Source organism: Amycolatopsis keratiniphila, assembly GCF_000400635.2.
Taxonomy (GTDB): Bacteria; Actinomycetota; Actinomycetes; order Mycobacteriales; family Pseudonocardiaceae; genus Amycolatopsis; species Amycolatopsis keratiniphila.
Genome location: NC_021252.1, coordinates 188,648 through 206,077, shown reverse-complemented (window position 1 = coordinate 206,077; position 17,430 = coordinate 188,648). Strand labels below are relative to the sequence as shown.

The window sequence follows — 17,430 nt, the reverse complement described above, 5'->3', positions numbered from 1 at the left end:
GTGGGACCACTTTCGCGCGGGGCACATGACATTCCGATGACAGGCACTGACAGACGCCGTCAGCCGTCGGTGCGCGCACGGTCAGCGGTCGCGGAGACCCTCCGGACATGACTTACGCAGCTGGATCTCCCGAAGACTTCCTCGCCGTGCGGCATCTGACGTTGCGCGGCTCCCAGGCCGAGATCGGCCTGGCGCTCGGCGCCGAAGTGAAGGCGCGCTCGGACTGGTCGCCGTCGTCGCTCGACCCGATCGTCGCCAGGGCGCGGCGAACCTGGTTCACCCGGAACTGGCCCGAGTACGCCGGACGCCTGGCCGGGTTCGCCGAGGCTTACGGGCTCCCGGCCGACGCGGCGGTCTCCTTCGACGACGCGAGCGCGCTGCCCGCCGGATCGGGGTGTTCGGCGCTGTGGACGGGGAGCGCGCTCGGCCGGAACTACGACTTCTTCACCATGAGCTGGACCCAGCTGGGTGCGGTGCTGGCCGGGCAGGAACCCGTCGACGACGGGACCGTGCCGATGGCGTCCCGGCCCTATGTCCTGACGACGATCCCGGACGACGGCATCGCCTCGACCGCGCTGACGATGGCCACGATGGACGGCGCGACGGAGGGGGTCAACGAGGCCGGGCTGGTGGTCGCGTTGCTGATGGCCGACGTCGAGACGGCCATGCCGCTGGAACACGGTCCGCAGGCCGGTCTCTCGGTGCTGCAGGTGTGCCGGTATCTGCTGGACACCTGTGAAAACGTCGACGAGGCCAAGGAAGCGCTGATGCTCGCCAAGCAGTACGCGCACGGCGCGCCCTGTCACTACATCGTCGCCGACGCCTCCGGCCGCGGCTTCGTCTACGAACGCGGAGCGCACGACGTCGAGTACTTCGTCGAGGTGGCCGACGGGCCGCTGTGCGTCACGAACCACCTGCTGCACCGGCACCCGGACATCGACGCGCTGCCGGAGGACACGCCGGAGACCATGCGCACCTACGAGCGGCTGCGCACCGTCACCAAGGAGGCGGGCACCGGACCGCGCGCCGCGCTCGACGCGGTGTCCTTCGCGGTCGAGCCCGGCGCGCCGTGGCGGACGTTGTGGCGCAGCGTCCTCGACCCGGCGGCCCGCACCATGAGCACGCGGTTCTACCTCGGTGACGGCGACAACGGCACCGCGCGGAACTCGCCCGAACTCACCTTCGGGGTGTCGCGGTGACCATCGGCAAGGGCCGCAAGATCGGCACGGTCGCGGTCTGCGTGCTCGCGCAGCTGCTGATCGCGATCGACCTGACGGTGCTGCATCTGGTGCTGCCGTCGCTTTCGGAGCAGATGCACCCGTCGACGACGGAACTGCTGTGGATCGCCGACGCGTACGGTTTCGCGCTCGCCGGGCTGCTGATCACGATGGGGAACATCGGCGACCGCGTCGGCCGGAAGAAGCTGCTGCTGATCGGGGCGTCGCTGTTCGGGGTCGCTTCGGTGATCACGGCGTACGCGCCGACGGCGGAGCTCCTGATCGCCGCCCGCGCGCTGCTGGGGGTCGCCGCCGCGACGCTGATGCCGTCGACCCTGTCGATCGTGCGGAACGTGTTCACCGGCAAGGAACGCGCGGCCGTGATCGGGGTTTCGAGCGGGCTGACGATCCTCGGTTTCGGCATGGGGCCGCTCGTCGGCGGTTTCCTGCTCGACCATTTCTGGTGGGGCTCGGTGTTCCTGGTCAACGTGCCGGTGGTGGTGGTCATGGTGATCGCGGGCGCGCTGATCCTGCCCGAGTCGAAGAACCCCGCCCCTGGCCGGATCGACGTCCTCAGCGTGCTGTTGTCGATGGTCGGCATGGTCGGGATCGTCTACACGATCAAGGAAGTGGCGTACAAGGGCTGGGGGCACTGGGATGTCGCGGTCGCCGCGGTGCTCGGGCTCGGCTGCCTGCTGGCGTTCGTCCTGCGGCAGCCGCGGCTGGCCGAACCGCTGATGGACCTGAAGCTGTTCGCGCGGCGGGCGTTCTCGGCGACCGTCGGCACCACCATCGTGGCGATGTTCGCGCAGCTCGCGGTCTCGCTGATGTTCGCGCAGTACCTGCAGCTGGTGGCGGGCTGGTCGCCGCTGAAATCCGGGCTCGCCGGGCTGCCCGGCATGGGCGGCGCGATCCTCGGCGGCGTGCTCGCGCCGTTCGGGATCAAGCTCTTCGGCCGCGCGGTCACCATCGGGCTGGGCTGCGCGCTGTCGGCGGTCGGGTTCGCGTTGTACTCGGGAATCGGCGTGACGATCGTCTACACGGATCTGCTGGCGGCGATGATCGTCTTCGGTGTGGGGCTGGCGCTGATCCTCACCGTCGCGACGGACACGGTGCTCGGTGTCGTGCCGAAGGCCAGGGCGGGCGCGGCGTCGGCGATCTCCGAGACGGCGACCGAACTCGGTGGGGCGCTGGGGATCGCCGTCCTCGGCAGTGCGCTCGGCGCGCTGTACCGGAGCGAACTCGTCATCCCGCCGGGTGTGCCGCCGGAGGCGATCTCGGACACCCTCGGCGGCGCCGTCCAGGTCGCGGCCCAGCTGCCACCCGAACAGGGCGCTTTGGTGCTGGCCAACGCGAAACTGGCGTTCGTCGACGGGTTGCAGGTGACGATGCTGTGCTCGGCGGGGTTGATGGCGGTGCTGGCGGTGAGCGCCCTGTTCACGTTGCGCGGGGTGCCGAAGGTCCTCGAAGACCCGGAAGAGGAGCCTGCTCCGGTCCCTGTGGCCGCGTGAAGTGTCATGAACGACCCTTTCCTGACGTTTTTCGTCAGGAAAGGGTCGTTCATGACATCCGTCAGCGGGGGCCGGCGAGCGGGACGGCGCGCCGGTCACCCGACCGCACCATGGCCAGCAAGGGTTTCGCGGCCACCGCGAGCAGCCGCGCCGCGAAGGTGCGGCCGTTGCGGCGCGCGATGTCCGGGCCGAAGGCGTCCATCAGCGCGACGAGCCCGGGCAGCGGCCGCACGAACAGCGTCACTTCGGTGATCAGCCCGTCTTCGCCGAGTTTCAGCACCGCCGCCTCTTCGATCTCCTCGCCGCGGATCTGCGCGGTGTAGACGACGACGCGCGTCTCGCCGTCCCCGGTGTCGGTGTGGAACCGGACGTCGCGCAGATGCGCGTAGGCGACTTCCAGCAGCGGCTTGAGTTCCGCGTGCCCGCTGAACCGGACCCGGCTGGTCAGCGGTGAGTGCACCACGACGTCCGGAGCGAAGACGCTCAGCGCGAGGTCCACGTCCCGGGTCTCGAGTGCCCGGCGGTACCGTTCGGTGGTTTCGATGCTCATCGGTCCTCCTGGATCAGGTTCCCCAGCCCGCGCCACAACAGATCCGTCGTGAGCGCGACGACTTGCTCCCGCGGGATGTCGCGGTTGTCCCACCACCAGGTGGCGATGGCGTTCAGTGCGCTCTTCGCCGCTTCGGCGAGCGCTTCGTTCGCGCGGTCGCGCGGCAGGTCCGCGGTCAGTGCCAGGCCGGGGATCCGGCCGAACACCTCGGTCAGTTGCGCGGTCGCCCTGGCCTGGCCGCGCCGGTGCACCTCGGCGACACCCTCGTCGGACGGCGTCTCGGCGAAGATCATCCGCCAGCCGCGTTCGTTCGCCTCCATCCACGCGAAGATCGCCGCCACCCTGGCGCGCAGCAGTTCCTCCGCGGTGTCCGACGGCGGCAGCTCCGCCCAGCCGGCCAGCAGACTGTCTACTTCGGACTCCAGCAGGCCGGCGTACAGCGCCGCCTTGGACGGGAAGTGGTCGTAGAGCACCGGCGTGCTGATCCCCGCTGCCGTCGCGACCTCGCGCATCCCCGCCGCGTCGTACCCGGACGCGGCGAACACCCGCGCCGCCGCGGCCAGGATCCGCTCCCGGCGTTCTTCCCTGCTCAACCGCTTACCTGACATTTGTCAGGTACGCTACCACCTAACCTGACAGCTGTCAGGTAGCGCTCCGGGTAACCTGGTCGATCGTGCGCACAGTCGTAGTCATCGGAGGCGGGATCGTCGGTCTCGCCACCGCCTGGGAGCTGACCAAACGAGGTCTGGACGTCACGGTGCTCGAGAAGGAGGACCGCTGGGCGGCCCACCAGACCGGGCACAACTCGAACGTCGTGCACGCCGGGCTCTACTACAAGCCGGGTTCCTTCAAGGCCAGGATGTCCACCGCGGGCAACCGGTCCATTGTGGACTTCGCGAGGCAGTACGGGGTGCCGGTCGAGGTCTGCGGCAAGCTGGTCGTCGCCACCGCCGAAGCCGAGCTTCCGGCGCTCAAGGTGCTCGCCGAACGCGCGGAGGCCAACGGGGTCCCGGCCAAGCTGATCACCCCGAGCGAGGCCCGCGAGTACGAGCCCGAGGTCTCGTGCGTCGCCGCGTTGCGCGTGGAGTCCACCGGCATCATCGACTTCCCCGCGGTTTGCTCCGCGCTGGTGCGGCTGCTCGACGAGTCCGACGCCGACCTGCGGCTCGGCACGCCCGCGCTGGGCATCCGCCCCGGCCGCACCGGCGGCGTCGAGGTGGCGACCGGCGGCGACGTGATCCACGCGGACGCCCTCGTCAACTGCGCGGGCCTGCACGCGGACCGGATCGCCCGGCTCGCCGGGCTCACCCCGGGCGCGCGGATCGTGCCGTTCCGCGGCGAGTACTACGAACTGAAGCCCGAACGCCGCCATCTGGTGCGGGGCCTGATCTACCCGGTCCCCGACGCGTCGCTGCCGTTCCTCGGCGTGCACCTGACCCGCATGCTCGACGGCAGCGTGCACGCCGGTCCCAACGCCGTGCTCGCGCTGCGGCGCGAGGGCTACACGTGGCGCGACATCTCCGCGAAGGACCTCGCCGAAGTCGCCCGCTTCCCCGGCGTCTGGCGGCTCGCGCGCAAGTACGCGTACCCGACCGGGCTCGACGAGGTCCGGCGATCGTTCTCCCGCCGCCGTTTCGCCGAAAGCCTCGCGCGGCTCGTGCCCGCCGTCACCGAGGACGACATCGTGCGGCACGGCTCCGGTGTCCGGGCACAGGCGCTGCGCCCGGACGGCTCACTCGTCGACGACTTCCTGATCGAGACCGCGCGGAACCAGGTGCACGTCCTCAACGCGCCCTCGCCGGCGGCGACGAGCGCGCTGGAGATCGCGAAGCACATCGCCGACGAGGTGACCGGCTAGGAGGACGGCGGCAGGTTCGCGTTGAGCAGCGGGACCGCGGCCTTGATCACTTCGCACGCCTTCGCGGGGTCGTCGAGGTTGCCCGCGATGATCGCCACCGTCGACGTCGGGGTGATCGCGAGACCCGCCGCGCACAGTTTGCTGCCCGATTCGGTGTAGAGCTTCCATTTGCGGTCGCCCGAGTCGAAGTCCTGCGGTTGGCCCTGCGAGATCAGCGTCGGAGTCTCGTCCATCGGCTTCGTCGTGTAGAACCAGAGGTCGAAGGCCTTCTCGCCCTTTTCGCCGTCGGTGTCGGCCCACTCGCAGCCGAACTGGTTCGGGTCGGCGCTGGACTTCATCGGCTCGCCGGTGGGGGCGAGCCGCAACTGGGCGGTCTGCTCGGGCTTGAGCATGGCGCACGGGTCGGTGCTCACGAGCGGCCCGCCCGGCTCGGCGGGCTTCTGCCCCGGCGGGGCGGTGATCTGCGGGTTCTGCTCCCCGCCCGGCAGCTTCGACGCGATCGCGGGGGCCGCCGCCTTGGCGAGGTCGCACGCGTTGGCCTCGGTGTGGTCGGGGCTCTCGCTGGCGATCTCCACGAACGAGTCCGGCGTGATCTCCGTGCTCAGCGAGCAGTAGGTCGGCCCGAGGATGGTCGCGTACCGCGTCCAGGTGAAGCCGCCGATGCCGAACTTCTCGCCCGGCTGGGCACCGTTCATGTACTCGTTCAGGGACAGGTCCTTGCTCAGCGAGACCTCGAGGTTCGACGCCTTGCGCACGTCCTCCGGCTCGCGGAACCGGCAGGTCGCGGGGACCTTCTGTTCGGGTTTGGCCGGGCGCTCCGCCCCGGGATAGGTGACTCCCAGCGCTTTCGCGTGTTCCTCCGAGAGGAGGCCGCACGGTTCGGCCTTCGTGACGACGGGTCCCTGTCCGGGCACCGGCGAAGCCGTACCGGCGACCGTCGACGTGCAGCCGCCGAGCGTCAGCACCGCCAGGCCGATCGCGAGCGAGTTCCGAAACCGCATGCGTCCCCTCCTCATCGGCTCGCACACTACTTGTGCGCGGCCGCCGTTCACGAACCGGCGGGCAGCGCGGCACTCACCGTCGGCAGCGCGGCCCGCAGCAGGTCACAGGCTTTCGTCTCGTCGTCCCAGTGGCCGCTGGAGACCTTCACGGTGGACGTCGCGCTGATCGGCGTCGCGGCCGTGCAGTACTTCGTGGCGGTGTCGGACCAGGCCGTCCACTTGCGACCTCCGAGGTCGGTCTCCTCGGGGGTGCCCTGGAGCCCGGCGACGTCGGCGACGGCCGTCGCGAGGAAGAGCGTCACGTTCAGCGGACGCTGCCCCTTGTCGCCGTCGGAGTCCTTCCACTCGCAGCCCTTGTCCTCGGGATTGGCCAGATTGGCCGGATCCACCGGCGTGCCCGGGGCGATGGCCAGCTTCGCGGCTTCGTCGGGCTTCAGCAGCGTGCACGGTTCGACCTGCAGCAACGGCCCGGAAGGCTCGGGCTTCTTCTGCCCGGGCGGCGGGACGATCTTCGGGTTCGGCTCGCCGCCGGGCAGCTTCGACGCGATCGCGGGGGCCGCGGCGAGCGCGAGATCGCAGGCCGTCGCCTCGGGCGCGCCCGCCTGGGTCTCGCTGCCGAGCTCGACGAACGAGGACGGCCCGAGTTCGGTGCTCAGCGAGCAGGCCGTCGGGCCGAGCGGGGACGCGTAGCGCGTCCAGGTGAAGCCGCCGATGCCGAACTTCTCGCCTGGCAGGGCGCCCGCGTAGAAGTCGTTCAGCGGGATGTCGATGCTTTGCGTGATCGACAGGGACACGCCGCGCGGCGAATCGTCGCGTTCGGACAGCAGGCACATCGGCGGGAGCTTCCGCGCCTTGTCGCCCTTGGTCTCGACACCCGGCAGCTTGAGCGCCAGCGCGTCGGCGTGTTCGGGGGCGAGCAACGAGCACGGCGCCGCTTTGGTGAGCACCGGCCCCTGGCCGGGCACCGGCGACGCCGTACCCGAGATCGTCTCGGAACATCCGCCGAGCAGGAGGACCGCCGCGGACAGCGCGGTGATCGACTTGCGACGGCGGTTCATCAGGGTCCCTCCTCGGTGCGGACCCTACTTCGATGCCGGCGTGAGCACCTCGGTTCCGCCGAGGAAGGGACGAAGCGCCTCCGGCACCCGGACCGAACCGTCTTCGAGCTGGTGGTTCTCCAGGATCGCGACGATCCACCTGGTGGTGGCGAGCGTGCCGTTCAGCGTGGCGACGGTCTGCGGGCGGCCGTCGTCGTCGCGGTAGCGGATGCCGAGGCGGCGGGCCTGGAACGTCGTGCAGTTCGACGTCGAGGTCAGCTCGCGGTAGGTCCCCTGCGACGGCACCCAGGCCTCGCAGTCGAACTTCCGGTACGCCGAGGTGCCGAGGTCGCCGGTGGCGGTGTCGATCACCCGGTACGGGACCTCGATCTTCGCGAGCATCTGCTCTTCCCAGTCCAGCAGGCGCGCGTGCTCGGCCTCGGCGTCCTCGGGACGCGTGTAGACGAACATCTCGACCTTGTCGAACTGGTGCACGCGGATGATGCCGCGGGTGTCCTTGCCGTACGAACCGGCCTCGCGGCGGTAGCAGGAAGACCAGCCCGCGTAGCGCTTCGCGCCCTTGCCGAGGTCGAGGATCTCGTCGGCGTGGTAGCCGGCGAGCGGGACCTCGGAGGTGCCGACGAGGTACAGGTCGTCGTCGCGCAGCCGGTAGACCTCCGACGAGTGCGCGCCGAGGAACCCGGTGCCCGCCATGATCTCCGGCCGCACCAGGGTCGGCGTGATCATCGGGGTGAAGCCGTTCGCGGTCGCCTGCGCGATCGCCATGTTCAGCAGGCCGAGCTGGAGCTGGGCGCCGACGCCGGTGAGGAAGTAGAACCGCGAGCCCGAGACCTTCGCGCCGCGTTCCATGTCGAGCGCGCCGAGGCCCTCGCAGAGTTCGAGGTGGTCCTTCGGCTCGAAGTCGAACTTTTTCGGCTCGCCGACGTGCTTGAGCACGACGTAGTCGTCCTCGCCGCCTTCGGGCGCGTCGGGGTGGACGAGGTTCGGCACCAGGCGGTGCAGCTGCTCGAACTCCTCCGAGGCCTCGGTCTGCTCGACCTCGGCCGTCTTGACCTGGGCGGCGAGCTCCTTCGCCTTGGCGAGGAGCCCGGCCCGCTCGTCGCCCTGCGCCTTCGGGATGAGCTTGCCCAGCGACTTCTGCTCGGCGCGCAGCTTGTCGGCGGCGGCGATGGAGGACCGGCGGCGGGAGTCGAGGGAGAGCAGCTTGTCGACCACTCCTTCGTCCTCGCCACGGGCACGCTGCGAAGCGCGCACGACGTCCGGTTCATCGCGCAGAGTCCTGGGGTCAATCACGAGTGCTGAGGGTAGTCCGTGCGAGTCGCACAAAATGTGCGGGTCCGGGCGGATAACCCGACAGTCTGATCGTTGCCGCCCGTTTCGGCCGCTCCCCATACTGAGATCTCCCTGCTGCGGACGGAGAAACCCGATGACCGATGCGGACCTGCTGGCGCGGCACAAGGCGGTGCTGCCGTCGTGGCTGGCGCTCTACTACGACGAGCCGATCGAGATCGTGCACGCGCAGGACCGCCGGGTCATCGACTCGACCGGGCGCACCTACCTCGACTTCTTCGCGGGCATCCTGACGAACTCGATGGGCTACGACGTCTCGGCGATCAGCGACGCCGTGCGCAAGCAGCTCGACACCGGGATCCTGCACACGTCGACGCTGTACCTGATCCGCTCGCAGGTCGAACTGGCCGAGCGCATCGCGAAGCTCTCCGGCATCCCCGACGCGAAGGTGTTCTTCACCAACTCCGGGACCGAAGCCAACGACACCGCGCTCATGCTCGCCACCCAGTACCGGCGCAGCAACCAGGTGCTGGCGATGCGGAACTCGTACCACGGGCGGTCGTTCGCGACGGTCGGCATCACGGGCAACCGCGGCTGGTCGGCGTCGTCGCTCAGCCCGGTGAAGGTGAGCTACGTGCACGGCGGCTACCGGTACCGCAGCCCGTTCCGCGAGCTTTCGGACACCGAGTACATCGACGCGTGCGTCGCGGACCTCGTGGACGTCCTGGAGACGGGTACTTCGGGCGACGTCGCTTGCATGATCGCCGAGCCGATCCAGGGCGTCGGCGGCTTCAGCTCACCGCCGGACGGCCTGTTCAAGGCGATGAAGGAGGTCCTCGACCAGTACGGGATCCTGTTCATCTCCGACGAGGTCCAGACCGGCTGGGGACGGACCGGGGAACACTATTGGGGGATCCAGGCGCACGACGTCGTCCCCGACGCGATGACCTTCGCGAAGGGGCTCGGCAACGGCCTCGCCATCGGCGGTCTCGTCGCGCGCGGCGACCTCGTCGACTGCCTGACCGCGAACTCGATCTCGACCTTCGGCGGCAACCCGGTCGCGATGGCGGGCGCGGCCGCGGTGCTCGACCACATCGCCGACCACGATCTGCAGGCCAACGCGCTCGCCCGCGGCAACGAACTGCTCGACGGCCTGCGCGCGGCCGGGAACCCGCTGATCGGGGACGTGCGCGGCAAGGGGCTGATGATCGGCGTCGAGCTGGTCGAGCCGGGCGGCATGACGCCGAACCCGGGCGCCGCGGCGCGGATGATGGAGGAGACCAAGGCGCGGGGGCTGCTGATCGGCAAGGGCGGGCTGCATGGCAACGTGCTGCGGATCGCGCCGCCGATGACGCTGACCGCCGAAGAGGCCGCGGAGGGTCTCGGGATCATCGTGGACGCGCTGGCCGCCATCTCCTGACAAGTGTCATGAACGACCCTTTCCTGACGTTTTCCGTCAGGAAAGGGTCGTTCATGACATCCACGGGGATCAGGAGCGGGCGAAACGGGCAATGACCTCGCCCAGCCGCCCGCCGGCGTCCTCCTGGAGGAAGTGCCCGGCCCCGGTGATCGTCGGATGCTCCAGCTCGCGGGCGCCGCGCATCGAACCCCGCAGTTCGAGGCCCCACGGCGCGGTGATCGGGTCGCCGTCGGAGAACGAGACCAGGAACGGCTTGTCCAGTTCGGACAGCACCTTGAGCGCGGCCCGGTTGGCGGCCGAGGCCGGATCTTCCGGGGTGATCGGCACCAGCGACGGCATCGCGCGCGGCGCGGCCTTGTACATCTCGTTCGGGAAGGGCGCGTCGTAGGCGGCGCGGACCTCGTCGGACAGTTTGGTCTGACAACCCGACTGGACGAACCGCCCGATGTCGATGACCTGGGCGTTCTCCATGGCGTCGCGGAACTTGTGCCAGAGCTCGGGCATGTCGGTGTCGCCGGTGGGCAGGCCGGTGTTGGCCGCGACGACCCTGGCGAACCGGTCGGGGTTTTCGGCGACCAGCCGCAGGCCGATCAGGCCGCCCCAGTCCTGGCCGACCAGGGTGACGTCGGTCAGGTCGAGCACGTCGAAGGCGAACGCGCGCATCCACTCGACGTGCCGCTGGTAGGTGTGGTCCACCATGTCGCCGGGTTTGTCGGAGCGGCCGAAGCCGACCAGGTCGGGCGCGATGGCGCGCAACCCGGCGTCGGCGAGCACCGGGATGACCTTGCGATAGAGGTAGGACCAGGTCGGCTCGCCGTGGAGCAGGAGGACGGGCGGTCCGTCCTCGGGTCCGGCCTCCACGTAGCCCACTCTGATCACGCCGCCGTGAAGGTCGACGAGTTCCGCGTAGCGCGGTTCGAAGTCGAAATCGGGCAGGTCCGAAAACCGGTCGTCCGGTGTCCTTAAAAGGCGCACGACTCCCACGTTAGTGGGAATCGTGCGCCTATGCCGTTTTCAGTGCGTCAGAAAGTCACGAGATGGCAACGGCCACGATGAGGCCGAGCGCCAGGTGTGCGGAGGCCACGACGACGCTGGCCGGGGCGAACTTCTCGCTTTCGATGGTCGAGCGGATGTCGATCCGGGTCGCCCACTCCAGCAGCCGGACGGCGGCCACCTGCACGATGATCCCGAGCAGGCCGTAGACCAGCGAGGTGATGAGGCCCTCGGTCAGGTCGCTGGCGGAGTTCGCGATCGCCACGACGATGATGAACGCCATCGACAGCAGGCCCGACGCGGTGACGATGACCGCGTTCGGCAGGCCGCGGGTGACCAGCTGGGACAGCTTGCCGGGCGTGGTCCAGTCGATCGCCCAGAACCCGGCGAACATCATCAGCAGGCCGACGACGCCGTACAGCAGGATCGCGCCGATCCCTCGCACGAGGTCGGAGCCGAACGTGTCGGACAGCGCAAGGGTGGTGGTCACAGGGGTTCTCCAGGAAGTCAGGAAATGTCAGGTTTGTGCGGTTGCTTCTATCACGTCTCGATGATGCGGTGCGGGACGAACGCCGCACCGTCGTCCGTGACGAGTCCCGCGGTCTCGCGGATACCGAGACCGGCGGCCTGGTCCCCGACGATCCACGCGCCGAGCGCGGGCCGGTAACCCTGGAACTCCGGGAGCGGGTCGAACGCCTGGTAGACGTACCCTTCCGCGCCGTAGACCCCGTCGGTCTGCGTCTCGTATCCGGTGGCGACGATCTGCACGTTCGCGCCCTCGCGGCCGAGTTTCGGCTTGCGGACGTACTCGGTCAGCAGGCCGGGGTCGTCGGCGAAGGCGGGCAGCAGGTTCGGATGCCCCGGGTAGTTCTCCCACAGGATCGCGAGCAGCGTCTTGTTGGAGAGGATCATCTTCCACAGCGGCTCGACCCACAGCGTGCGCGGCATGGTCTCCACGGCGAAGCGGCCGAACTCCTCGTCGACCACCCATTCCCACGGGTAGAGCTTCACCACGGTCGCCATCTGCGCCTCTTCGAGGTCGACGAACCGCTTGAGCACCGGATCCCAGCCGATCTCCTCGATCGACAGGCCGACGGTGTCGAGCCCGGCCTCGGCCGCGGTCTCCTGCAGGTAGGCCGTCGTCACGTGGTCCTCACCGGACGGATCGGCCGAAGACCAGGTGAAGTGCAGTTCGTTGGACGGCAGCTTGTCGGCGAGTTCACCCCAGCGCTCGACGAGCTTCTCGTGGATCGAGTTCCACTGGTCGTCTTCGGGGAAGACGGCGGTCTTCCAGTGCCACTGCAGCACCGCGGCCTCGAGCAGCGAGGTCGGGGTGTCGGCGTTGTATTCGAGCAGCTTCGCCGGGCTCTTGCCGTCGTAGCGCAGGTCGAACCGGCCGTAGACGTGCGGATCCTGCCGCTTCCACGACTCGGCGATATGCGGCCAGACCCACTCCGGGATGCCGAAGCGGTGGTACTGCTCGGTGGTGATCACGTTGTCGACCGCTTCGAGGCACATCGAGTGCAGCAGTTCGACGTCCGCCTCGACGGACAGGATCTCGTCCATGTCGAAGACGTAGTGGACCGACTCGTCCCAGTACGGCCGGGACTTGCCGGAGCCGTCGCGGGCGGGCGTGCCGAAGACCAGACCCTGCTCTTCGACGATGTTCTGCCAATCCCGCCGGGGCGGCTTGGAATCCCGGTACACCTACGAGCCCCCGCTCTTGCCGCTGCCGCCGCTCTTGCCGCTGATGCCGAACCCGCCACGCTGGACGGACTTGCCCGACTTCGTGCTGATGTTCGCGCCTGACGGCGCGGTGTACGAGCCCCCGGACACGCGCTGTCCGATGGTCCCCGTGCCGCCGTAGTTGTAGCGGTAGCTGTTGTATCCGCCGCCGCCCGGAATCGGGATGAAGAAGAAGCCACCGGAGTGGTAGCCGCCGTGCGACGTCACGTACCGCTCGTCGCAGTTGTCGTCCTGGTCGACGATCCCGTCCTTGGTGGTGCAGACGGCCGTCACGTTCTCCGGCTTCGCGACGGTGTAGAACGTCGCGACCAGGCCGACCAGGCCGACGGTCACGCCGGTACCGATCAGGATCTTCTTCTTGGTCGAAGACTTCTTTTCGGCCGCGCGGGCGGCCTCGGCGGCAAGCGCCTCCTGGCGTTCCTGCTCCGCCAGCGCCTGCTGGCGTGCCCGCTGCTCGGCCAGCGACGGCTGCCGCGCCTGCGTGCTGCTGTCCTGGAAGCGCATCGAACCGCGCTTCGGCGGCTCCTGAGGCGCTTGTGCCCCCTGGTTGTCATCCTGCGTCATCGAAGCTCCGTAATCGCCCGCCGGCCCGAACTCGTGTCCAACACTAACCACCCGGTACGCGCACCTTACGTGCGGCGCGGGCATCATGGAGTGGATGTCTCAACAGGCCGAGCGGTTCCGTGACCCGCGAAACGCGCTGAGCACCCTGCGCACCCGGCTCGTCATGGCCGGTGTGTTCGTGGGCGCGATCATCGCGCTTTCGCTGAGTGTGGCGTTTTCGTGGAACGTGGGCCCGGAGGGCGGTGCGGGCGGCGGCGCCCCCAAACTGTCGCCCGCCGCGGCCGAGGCGTTCCAATCTCCCCCTGGCACCTGTCTGACCTGGAACAACCCGGACGCCACCGACGCGCGGCGCGTGCCGTGCGCGGAGTCCCATCTGTTCGAGGTCACCAGCATCGTCGACATCGGCGCGCAGTACCCGCCGGGGGTGCCGAGCCCGAACCTGGAGCAGTGGCAGGAGATCTCCCGGTCGCAGTGCACTGTCGACGTCAAGCCGTACCTCGGCCGCAACCTCGATCCCTACGGCAAGCTGAGCATGAACCTGCTCCGGCCGACGCCCGCGCAGTGGGCCGACGGCGACCGGCAGTTGCGGTGCGGCCTGCAGTGGGCGGGCCAGGGCGGCAAACTGCAGCCGACCAAGGGGCCGGCCAAGGAGCAGGACCAGTCCGCGGTGTGGGAGCCGGGCACCTGCCTCGCGCTGCTCAACAACAGCTTCGGCGACCCGATCGACTGCGCGCAGGCGCATTCGTACGAGATCTTCGCGACGCTCGACCTCAAGACGAAGTTCAAGGACGGTTACCCGTCGCAGGAGCAGCAGAACACCTGGCTGGACACCGAGTGCTCGACGGCCGCGCAGGAGTACAGCGGCAACGCGGACCTGGCGGCGAAGAAGCTCATCATCAGCTGGGACGTCCGCGAGCAGGAGAGCTGGGACGCCGGATCGACGCTGGTGAACTGCAAGGTGGCGGCGGTCCTGCCGGACAACAAGGGGCTGGCGCCGGTCACCGGGAGCGTCAAGGTCGGCACCGGCGAGTCCCCGCCGCCGTCGTCTTCCTCGCCGCCGAAGACCGGAGGGTGATCAGGTGCCCGTCGAGATGACCCAGCAGCGTTTCGAAGAGCTGGTTTCGGAGGCACTGGACGAGCTCCCACCCGAATTCGCGGACGCCATGGACAACGTCGTGGTGCTCGTGGAGGAGTTCAACGAGGAGTCGCCCACGATCCTCGGGCTTTATCACGGCGTCGCGCTGATCGAGCGGACCCACGAGTACGGAGGGGTGCTGCCCGACCGGATCTCGATCTACCGGCGCCCGCTGTTGCAGATGTGCGACACCGAGGAGGACGTCGTCGAGGAGGTGCTGATCACGGTGGTCCACGAGGTCGGCCACCATTTCGGCATCGACGACGAGCGGTTGCACGAACTCGGGTGGGGCTGAGCCGCCGCGCGGGTGATAGCAAAGGTCCCTTGCTCTCCTCGCGACGGATTCCGCGCCGGGGGCCGCATGGTCGGTGATTTTTGTGCGTGGAGCACCAAGGGTTCTCCGGATTCTTAACTGGGTGTAACAACCCCGCCACTTTGGGCGACAGCCCCGCTAAACTTTTCGACACGTTGTCGCCGGCCGTCGCCGGCGAATGCCTGGGGAGGCGGTGCATGGCCGAATCGACGGTGCGAAGGAGGAGCGACCGGCGGTTGCGCTGGCTGCTCGCGTCCAGCGCGGCGTCGAACCTCGGCGACGGCATCGGCAAGGTCGCGTTCCCGCTGCTCGCGGTCACCCTGACCCGGGATCCGCTGCTCATCGCCGGGCTTTCGGCGACCCAGTTCCTGCCGTGGCTGCTGTTCGCGCTCCCGGCGGGCGCGCTGCTGGACCGGGTCGACCGGCGGCGGGCGATGATCCTCGCGAACGGCGTCCGGGCGGTGGTCGTCGGCGGGACGGCCGCGCTGGTCGCCGCGGGCGGCGTGACGATCTGGATGGTCTACGCCGCCGCTCTGCTCATCGGCTTCGCGGAGGTGGTCGCCGACAGCGCCGCGAACGTGCTCATCCCGGCGGTCGTCGGCGAGGGTTCGCTCGACGGCGCGAACAGCAAGCTCCAGGCCACCGAGATCGTGGGCCAGACCTTCCTCGGCGGGCCCATCGGCAGCGCCACCTTCGCGCTCTTCGCAACCTTCCCGTTCTTGCTCAACTCGGTGGGCTTCGCGATCGCGGCGGTCGTGCTGATCGGCCTCGCCGGGAGTTACCGGCCGCGAACCGCCGAACGCGCCACCACCGACCTCCGCACCGAACTGGCGGAAGGTTTCCGCTGGCTGAACCAGAGCCGGCTGGTGCTGCGCCTGGTGGTCCTCGCCGGGGCGATCAGCCTGGTCAGCGAACTCGCGCAGGCGCAGCTGGTGCTGTACGCGATCGAGTACCTGCGCCTCAGCGAAGCGGCCTTCGGGCTCTTCGCGTTCGTCGGCGGTATCGGCGGTCTGCTCGGCGCTGCCCTCGCTCCGCGGCTGGTGAAGGCGTTCAGCCGTCGAGCAGTGCTGCTCGGCGGCACGGCCTGCTGCGGCGCGGCGTTCACCGGCATGGGCCTGACGAGCTCGCCGGTGGCCGGGGCGGCCCTGTTCGGCCTGTTCGCGGCGGCCGTCGTCGCGGTGAACATCGTGCTCGGGACGGCACGGCACACCCTCGTCCCCGGCGACCTGCTCGGCCGGGTGCTGGGCGTGTGGCGCACCGTCGTCTGGGGCGCGATCCCGATCGGAGCCCTGCTCGGCGGCGTCCTCACCCACGCCCTCGGTTCCCCGGCCCGGACGTTCCTCACGTCCGGGCTGCTGCTGTTCGGCGTAGCCGGTTTCGCGTTCGTCTCGTTACGGCCCGGCGCCTTCGATGACGAATCGGCCACGGAGGAGCGGGTTCTCCACCAAGACCGGTGAAAACCAAGGTCTTTGGTGCTGAAATAGCCCATCACCGCCACGGGTGACGGGGAGGTCCGCGATGCAGCAGACACTGGTGCCGGAGGCCGGCGTGGGGACGACAGAACCTTCCAGACGCCCGCAAGTGCTCACCGCCGTCATCGGTTTCGTGATCGGCGGCGGCGTGATCGGCATGCTCTGGGCGCTCTCCGGCGTCAACGCCGGGGCGCTCGAAGACGCGCAGGCGGCGTGCGCGGCGCTGGCCAGGGTCGGCACGATCCCCGACACCACCGACTCCGCGCCCGGCGACCGGACCGTTGCCGTGCTGGCGCCCGAGGTCCTGCACCGGATGACGGCCGCACGCGAACTCTCCGCCGCGGCGGCCGCCGCCAACGACACCTACCGGCCGCTGGCCGACCACATCGACGGCGTCAGCCGGATGGTGTTCAGCCTGCACTTCAACCAGATCTCGGGGCAGCGGCACCTCGCGCAGGCCGAACAGCTCTGCACGCAGCTCTAGCCCTTGTGGACGGTCTTGACCGTCAGCTGGTTGCCCGAGATCTTGCCGGTGCAGCCGAGTCCCTGCACCGCCAGGAAGTTCGACGCCGTCTCCTGCGGCAGGTACACCCGCAGGCCCCGGGTCTCGACCGGCTTGCAGACTTCCTCCGGGTAGTTGCGGACATTCACGAAGCCGACGTCGGCGATCGCGCTCTCACCGTTGGCCAGCTGGACCGGGCCGCCCTTGGTGCCGTCGCGGTACGCGGCCTCGCCGACCTGGTGACCGTCGGCGCCCGTCACGTAGGAGACGCCGGGGAAGCCCTGGATGGTGCACGAGTTGCCACTCGTGTTGGTGATGACGAGCTTCCGGTACACCGTGCCCGCGGCGGCGTCACTGTCCTGGAGGGACAGCTTGACGTCGCCCGCCTTGCAGAGCCCGTCGTTCTTCGACGCCTGCGCGGGCGGCTGGACGGGCTGTGGAGCCGGGGCCGGAGCCGAAGAGGTCGCGCTGGGCGCCGCCGAGGTGTCCGGCACCGAACTCGACGGCGACGCGGACGTGTTCTGCGCGACGGGCGCGTTCTCCGCACCGCACGCGCTGAGCATCAACAGCCCGGCGGTACCCGCGACGAGACCGCCGATGGAGATCAACTTCGAACGAACCATGGTCATTCGCCTCCCTGTATCCGGGTGACCCACCGTCCAGTAGACGTGTCGTCCGCCGACGAGGTTGCGCCGCAGCGGTTAATTCCCCACAAGGTGTTAATAGATCTTGTGTGCTGTGTTCCCCGGCGGGGGTGGAGGCAAACGGGCTGAAAGGAGCCATACCCGCATGAGACGCGG

18 protein-coding genes are annotated in these 17,430 nt (G+C 69.3%); 8 read left to right on the top strand and 10 right to left on the bottom strand.

What is annotated here, in order from left to right:
- Window positions 1-107: 107 nt before the first annotated feature.
- Entirely contained in the window at window positions 108-1,199 is a 1,092-nt protein-coding gene (locus AORI_RS41945; protein ID WP_016330648.1) for a C45 family autoproteolytic acyltransferase/hydrolase, read from the top strand.
- On the top strand, window positions 1,196-2,728 hold the full coding sequence (locus tag AORI_RS41940; RefSeq protein ID WP_016330647.1) for an MFS transporter: 1,533 nt from the start codon (window positions 1,196-1,198) through the stop codon (window positions 2,726-2,728). The genes AORI_RS41945 and AORI_RS41940 overlap by 4 nt, the downstream gene beginning before the upstream one ends.
- A 61-nt stretch (window positions 2,729-2,789) precedes the next feature.
- Here AORI_RS41940 and AORI_RS41935 read toward each other — a convergent pair whose 3' ends face one another.
- Both AORI_RS41935 and AORI_RS41930 read right to left on the bottom strand, forming a co-directional pair.
- Window positions 2,790-3,278 (bottom strand): nuclear transport factor 2 family protein, encoded by a 489-nt coding sequence (locus AORI_RS41935; protein WP_016330646.1) that lies wholly within the window; start codon window positions 3,276-3,278, stop codon window positions 2,790-2,792.
- A complete protein-coding gene (locus tag AORI_RS41930) occupies window positions 3,275-3,871 on the bottom strand; it encodes a TetR/AcrR family transcriptional regulator (RefSeq protein WP_043847841.1) in 597 nt (198 codons plus the stop codon). The genes AORI_RS41935 and AORI_RS41930 overlap by 4 nt, the downstream gene beginning before the upstream one ends.
- A gap of 80 nt (window positions 3,872-3,951) precedes the next feature.
- On the opposite strand from AORI_RS41930, the gene lhgO reads away from it, so the two are divergent.
- Entirely contained in the window at window positions 3,952-5,136 is a 1,185-nt protein-coding gene (gene lhgO, locus AORI_RS41925; RefSeq protein ID WP_016330644.1) for an L-2-hydroxyglutarate oxidase, read from the top strand.
- On the opposite strand, the gene AORI_RS41920 is transcribed toward lhgO, so the two are convergent.
- Genes AORI_RS41920 through serS form a run of 3 tightly spaced genes read right to left on the bottom strand, consistent with a single transcriptional unit; the run spans window position 5,133 to window position 8,488 of the window.
- Window positions 5,133-6,137, bottom strand: a complete 1,005-nt coding sequence (locus AORI_RS41920; protein ID WP_016330643.1) for a DUF3558 family protein — start codon at window positions 6,135-6,137, stop codon at window positions 5,133-5,135. The two genes, lhgO and AORI_RS41920, sit on opposite strands and share 4 nt — an antisense overlap.
- A gap of 47 nt (window positions 6,138-6,184) precedes the next feature.
- Window positions 6,185-7,195 (bottom strand): DUF3558 domain-containing protein, encoded by a 1,011-nt coding sequence (locus AORI_RS41915; RefSeq protein ID WP_016330642.1) that lies wholly within the window; start codon window positions 7,193-7,195, stop codon window positions 6,185-6,187.
- 24 nt (window positions 7,196-7,219) lie between these two features.
- Window positions 7,220-8,488 (bottom strand): serine--tRNA ligase, encoded by a 1,269-nt coding sequence (gene serS, locus AORI_RS41910; protein WP_076153332.1) that lies wholly within the window; start codon window positions 8,486-8,488, stop codon window positions 7,220-7,222.
- A gap of 133 nt (window positions 8,489-8,621) precedes the next feature.
- Between serS and AORI_RS41905 the strand changes: the two genes are divergently transcribed.
- Entirely contained in the window at window positions 8,622-9,905 is a 1,284-nt protein-coding gene (locus tag AORI_RS41905; RefSeq protein WP_016330640.1) for an aspartate aminotransferase family protein, read from the top strand.
- A gap of 69 nt (window positions 9,906-9,974) precedes the next feature.
- Here AORI_RS41905 and AORI_RS41900 read toward each other — a convergent pair whose 3' ends face one another.
- Genes AORI_RS41900 through AORI_RS41885 form a run of 4 tightly spaced genes read right to left on the bottom strand, consistent with a single transcriptional unit; the run spans window position 9,975 to window position 13,208 of the window.
- Entirely contained in the window at window positions 9,975-10,880 is a 906-nt protein-coding gene (locus AORI_RS41900; protein ID WP_123798227.1) for a haloalkane dehalogenase, read from the bottom strand.
- 55 nt (window positions 10,881-10,935) lie between these two features.
- Entirely contained in the window at window positions 10,936-11,388 is a 453-nt protein-coding gene (locus tag AORI_RS41895; protein ID WP_016330638.1) for a DUF350 domain-containing protein, read from the bottom strand.
- Between the two features lie 50 nt (window positions 11,389-11,438).
- A complete protein-coding gene (locus tag AORI_RS41890) occupies window positions 11,439-12,605 on the bottom strand; it encodes a glutathionylspermidine synthase family protein (RefSeq protein ID WP_016330637.1) in 1,167 nt (388 codons plus the stop codon).
- On the bottom strand, window positions 12,606-13,208 hold the full coding sequence (locus AORI_RS41885) for a hypothetical protein (RefSeq protein ID WP_200870950.1): 603 nt from the start codon (window positions 13,206-13,208) through the stop codon (window positions 12,606-12,608).
- A 94-nt stretch (window positions 13,209-13,302) separates the two neighbouring features.
- Between AORI_RS41885 and AORI_RS41880 the strand changes: the two genes are divergently transcribed.
- The 4 genes from AORI_RS41880 to AORI_RS41865 all read left to right on the top strand — a co-directional run bounded on the left by AORI_RS41880 (window position 13,303) and on the right by AORI_RS41865 (window position 16,612).
- The gene (locus tag AORI_RS41880; RefSeq protein WP_043848504.1) at window positions 13,303-14,283 is read left to right on the top strand and encodes a septum formation family protein; all 981 of its coding nucleotides are present in this window, start codon (window positions 13,303-13,305) and stop codon (window positions 14,281-14,283) included.
- Between the two features lie 4 nt (window positions 14,284-14,287).
- Entirely contained in the window at window positions 14,288-14,638 is a 351-nt protein-coding gene (locus AORI_RS41875; protein ID WP_016330634.1) for a metallopeptidase family protein, read from the top strand.
- Between the two features lie 215 nt (window positions 14,639-14,853).
- Complete coding sequence (locus tag AORI_RS41870; protein WP_016330633.1) at window positions 14,854-16,113, top strand: MFS transporter; 1,260 nt, start codon at window positions 14,854-14,856, stop codon at window positions 16,111-16,113.
- 61 nt (window positions 16,114-16,174) lie between these two features.
- A complete protein-coding gene (locus tag AORI_RS41865; RefSeq protein WP_016330632.1) occupies window positions 16,175-16,612 on the top strand; it encodes a hypothetical protein in 438 nt (145 codons plus the stop codon).
- Here AORI_RS41865 and AORI_RS41860 read toward each other — a convergent pair.
- Entirely contained in the window at window positions 16,609-17,259 is a 651-nt protein-coding gene (locus tag AORI_RS41860; RefSeq protein WP_016330631.1) for a DUF4232 domain-containing protein, read from the bottom strand. The genes AORI_RS41865 and AORI_RS41860 overlap by 4 nt on opposite strands.
- Window positions 17,260-17,430 lie beyond the last annotated feature (171 nt).

Excerpts from the sequence above, each read along its gene's own strand:
- AORI_RS41945 (WP_016330648.1), top strand. The coding sequence starts at position 108 with ATGACTTACGCAGCTGGATCTCCCGAAGACTTCCTCGCCGTGCGGCAT.
- AORI_RS41935 (WP_016330646.1), bottom strand. The coding sequence starts at position 3,278 with ATGAGCATCGAAACCACCGAACGGTACCGCCGGGCACTCGAGACCCGG.
- AORI_RS41920 (WP_016330643.1), bottom strand. The coding sequence starts at position 6,137 with ATGCGGTTTCGGAACTCGCTCGCGATCGGCCTGGCGGTGCTGACGCTC.
- AORI_RS41915 (WP_016330642.1), bottom strand. The coding sequence starts at position 7,195 with ATGAACCGCCGTCGCAAGTCGATCACCGCGCTGTCCGCGGCGGTCCTC.
- AORI_RS41905 (WP_016330640.1), top strand. The coding sequence starts at position 8,622 with ATGACCGATGCGGACCTGCTGGCGCGGCACAAGGCGGTGCTGCCGTCG.
- AORI_RS41885 (WP_200870950.1), bottom strand. The coding sequence starts at position 13,208 with ATGACGCAGGATGACAACCAGGGGGCACAAGCGCCTCAGGAGCCGCCG.
- AORI_RS41880 (WP_043848504.1), top strand. The coding sequence starts at position 13,303 with ATGTCTCAACAGGCCGAGCGGTTCCGTGACCCGCGAAACGCGCTGAGC.
- AORI_RS41870 (WP_016330633.1), top strand. The coding sequence starts at position 14,854 with ATGGCCGAATCGACGGTGCGAAGGAGGAGCGACCGGCGGTTGCGCTGG.
- AORI_RS41865 (WP_016330632.1), top strand. The coding sequence starts at position 16,175 with ATGCAGCAGACACTGGTGCCGGAGGCCGGCGTGGGGACGACAGAACCT.
- AORI_RS41860 (WP_016330631.1), bottom strand. The coding sequence starts at position 17,259 with ATGACCATGGTTCGTTCGAAGTTGATCTCCATCGGCGGTCTCGTCGCG.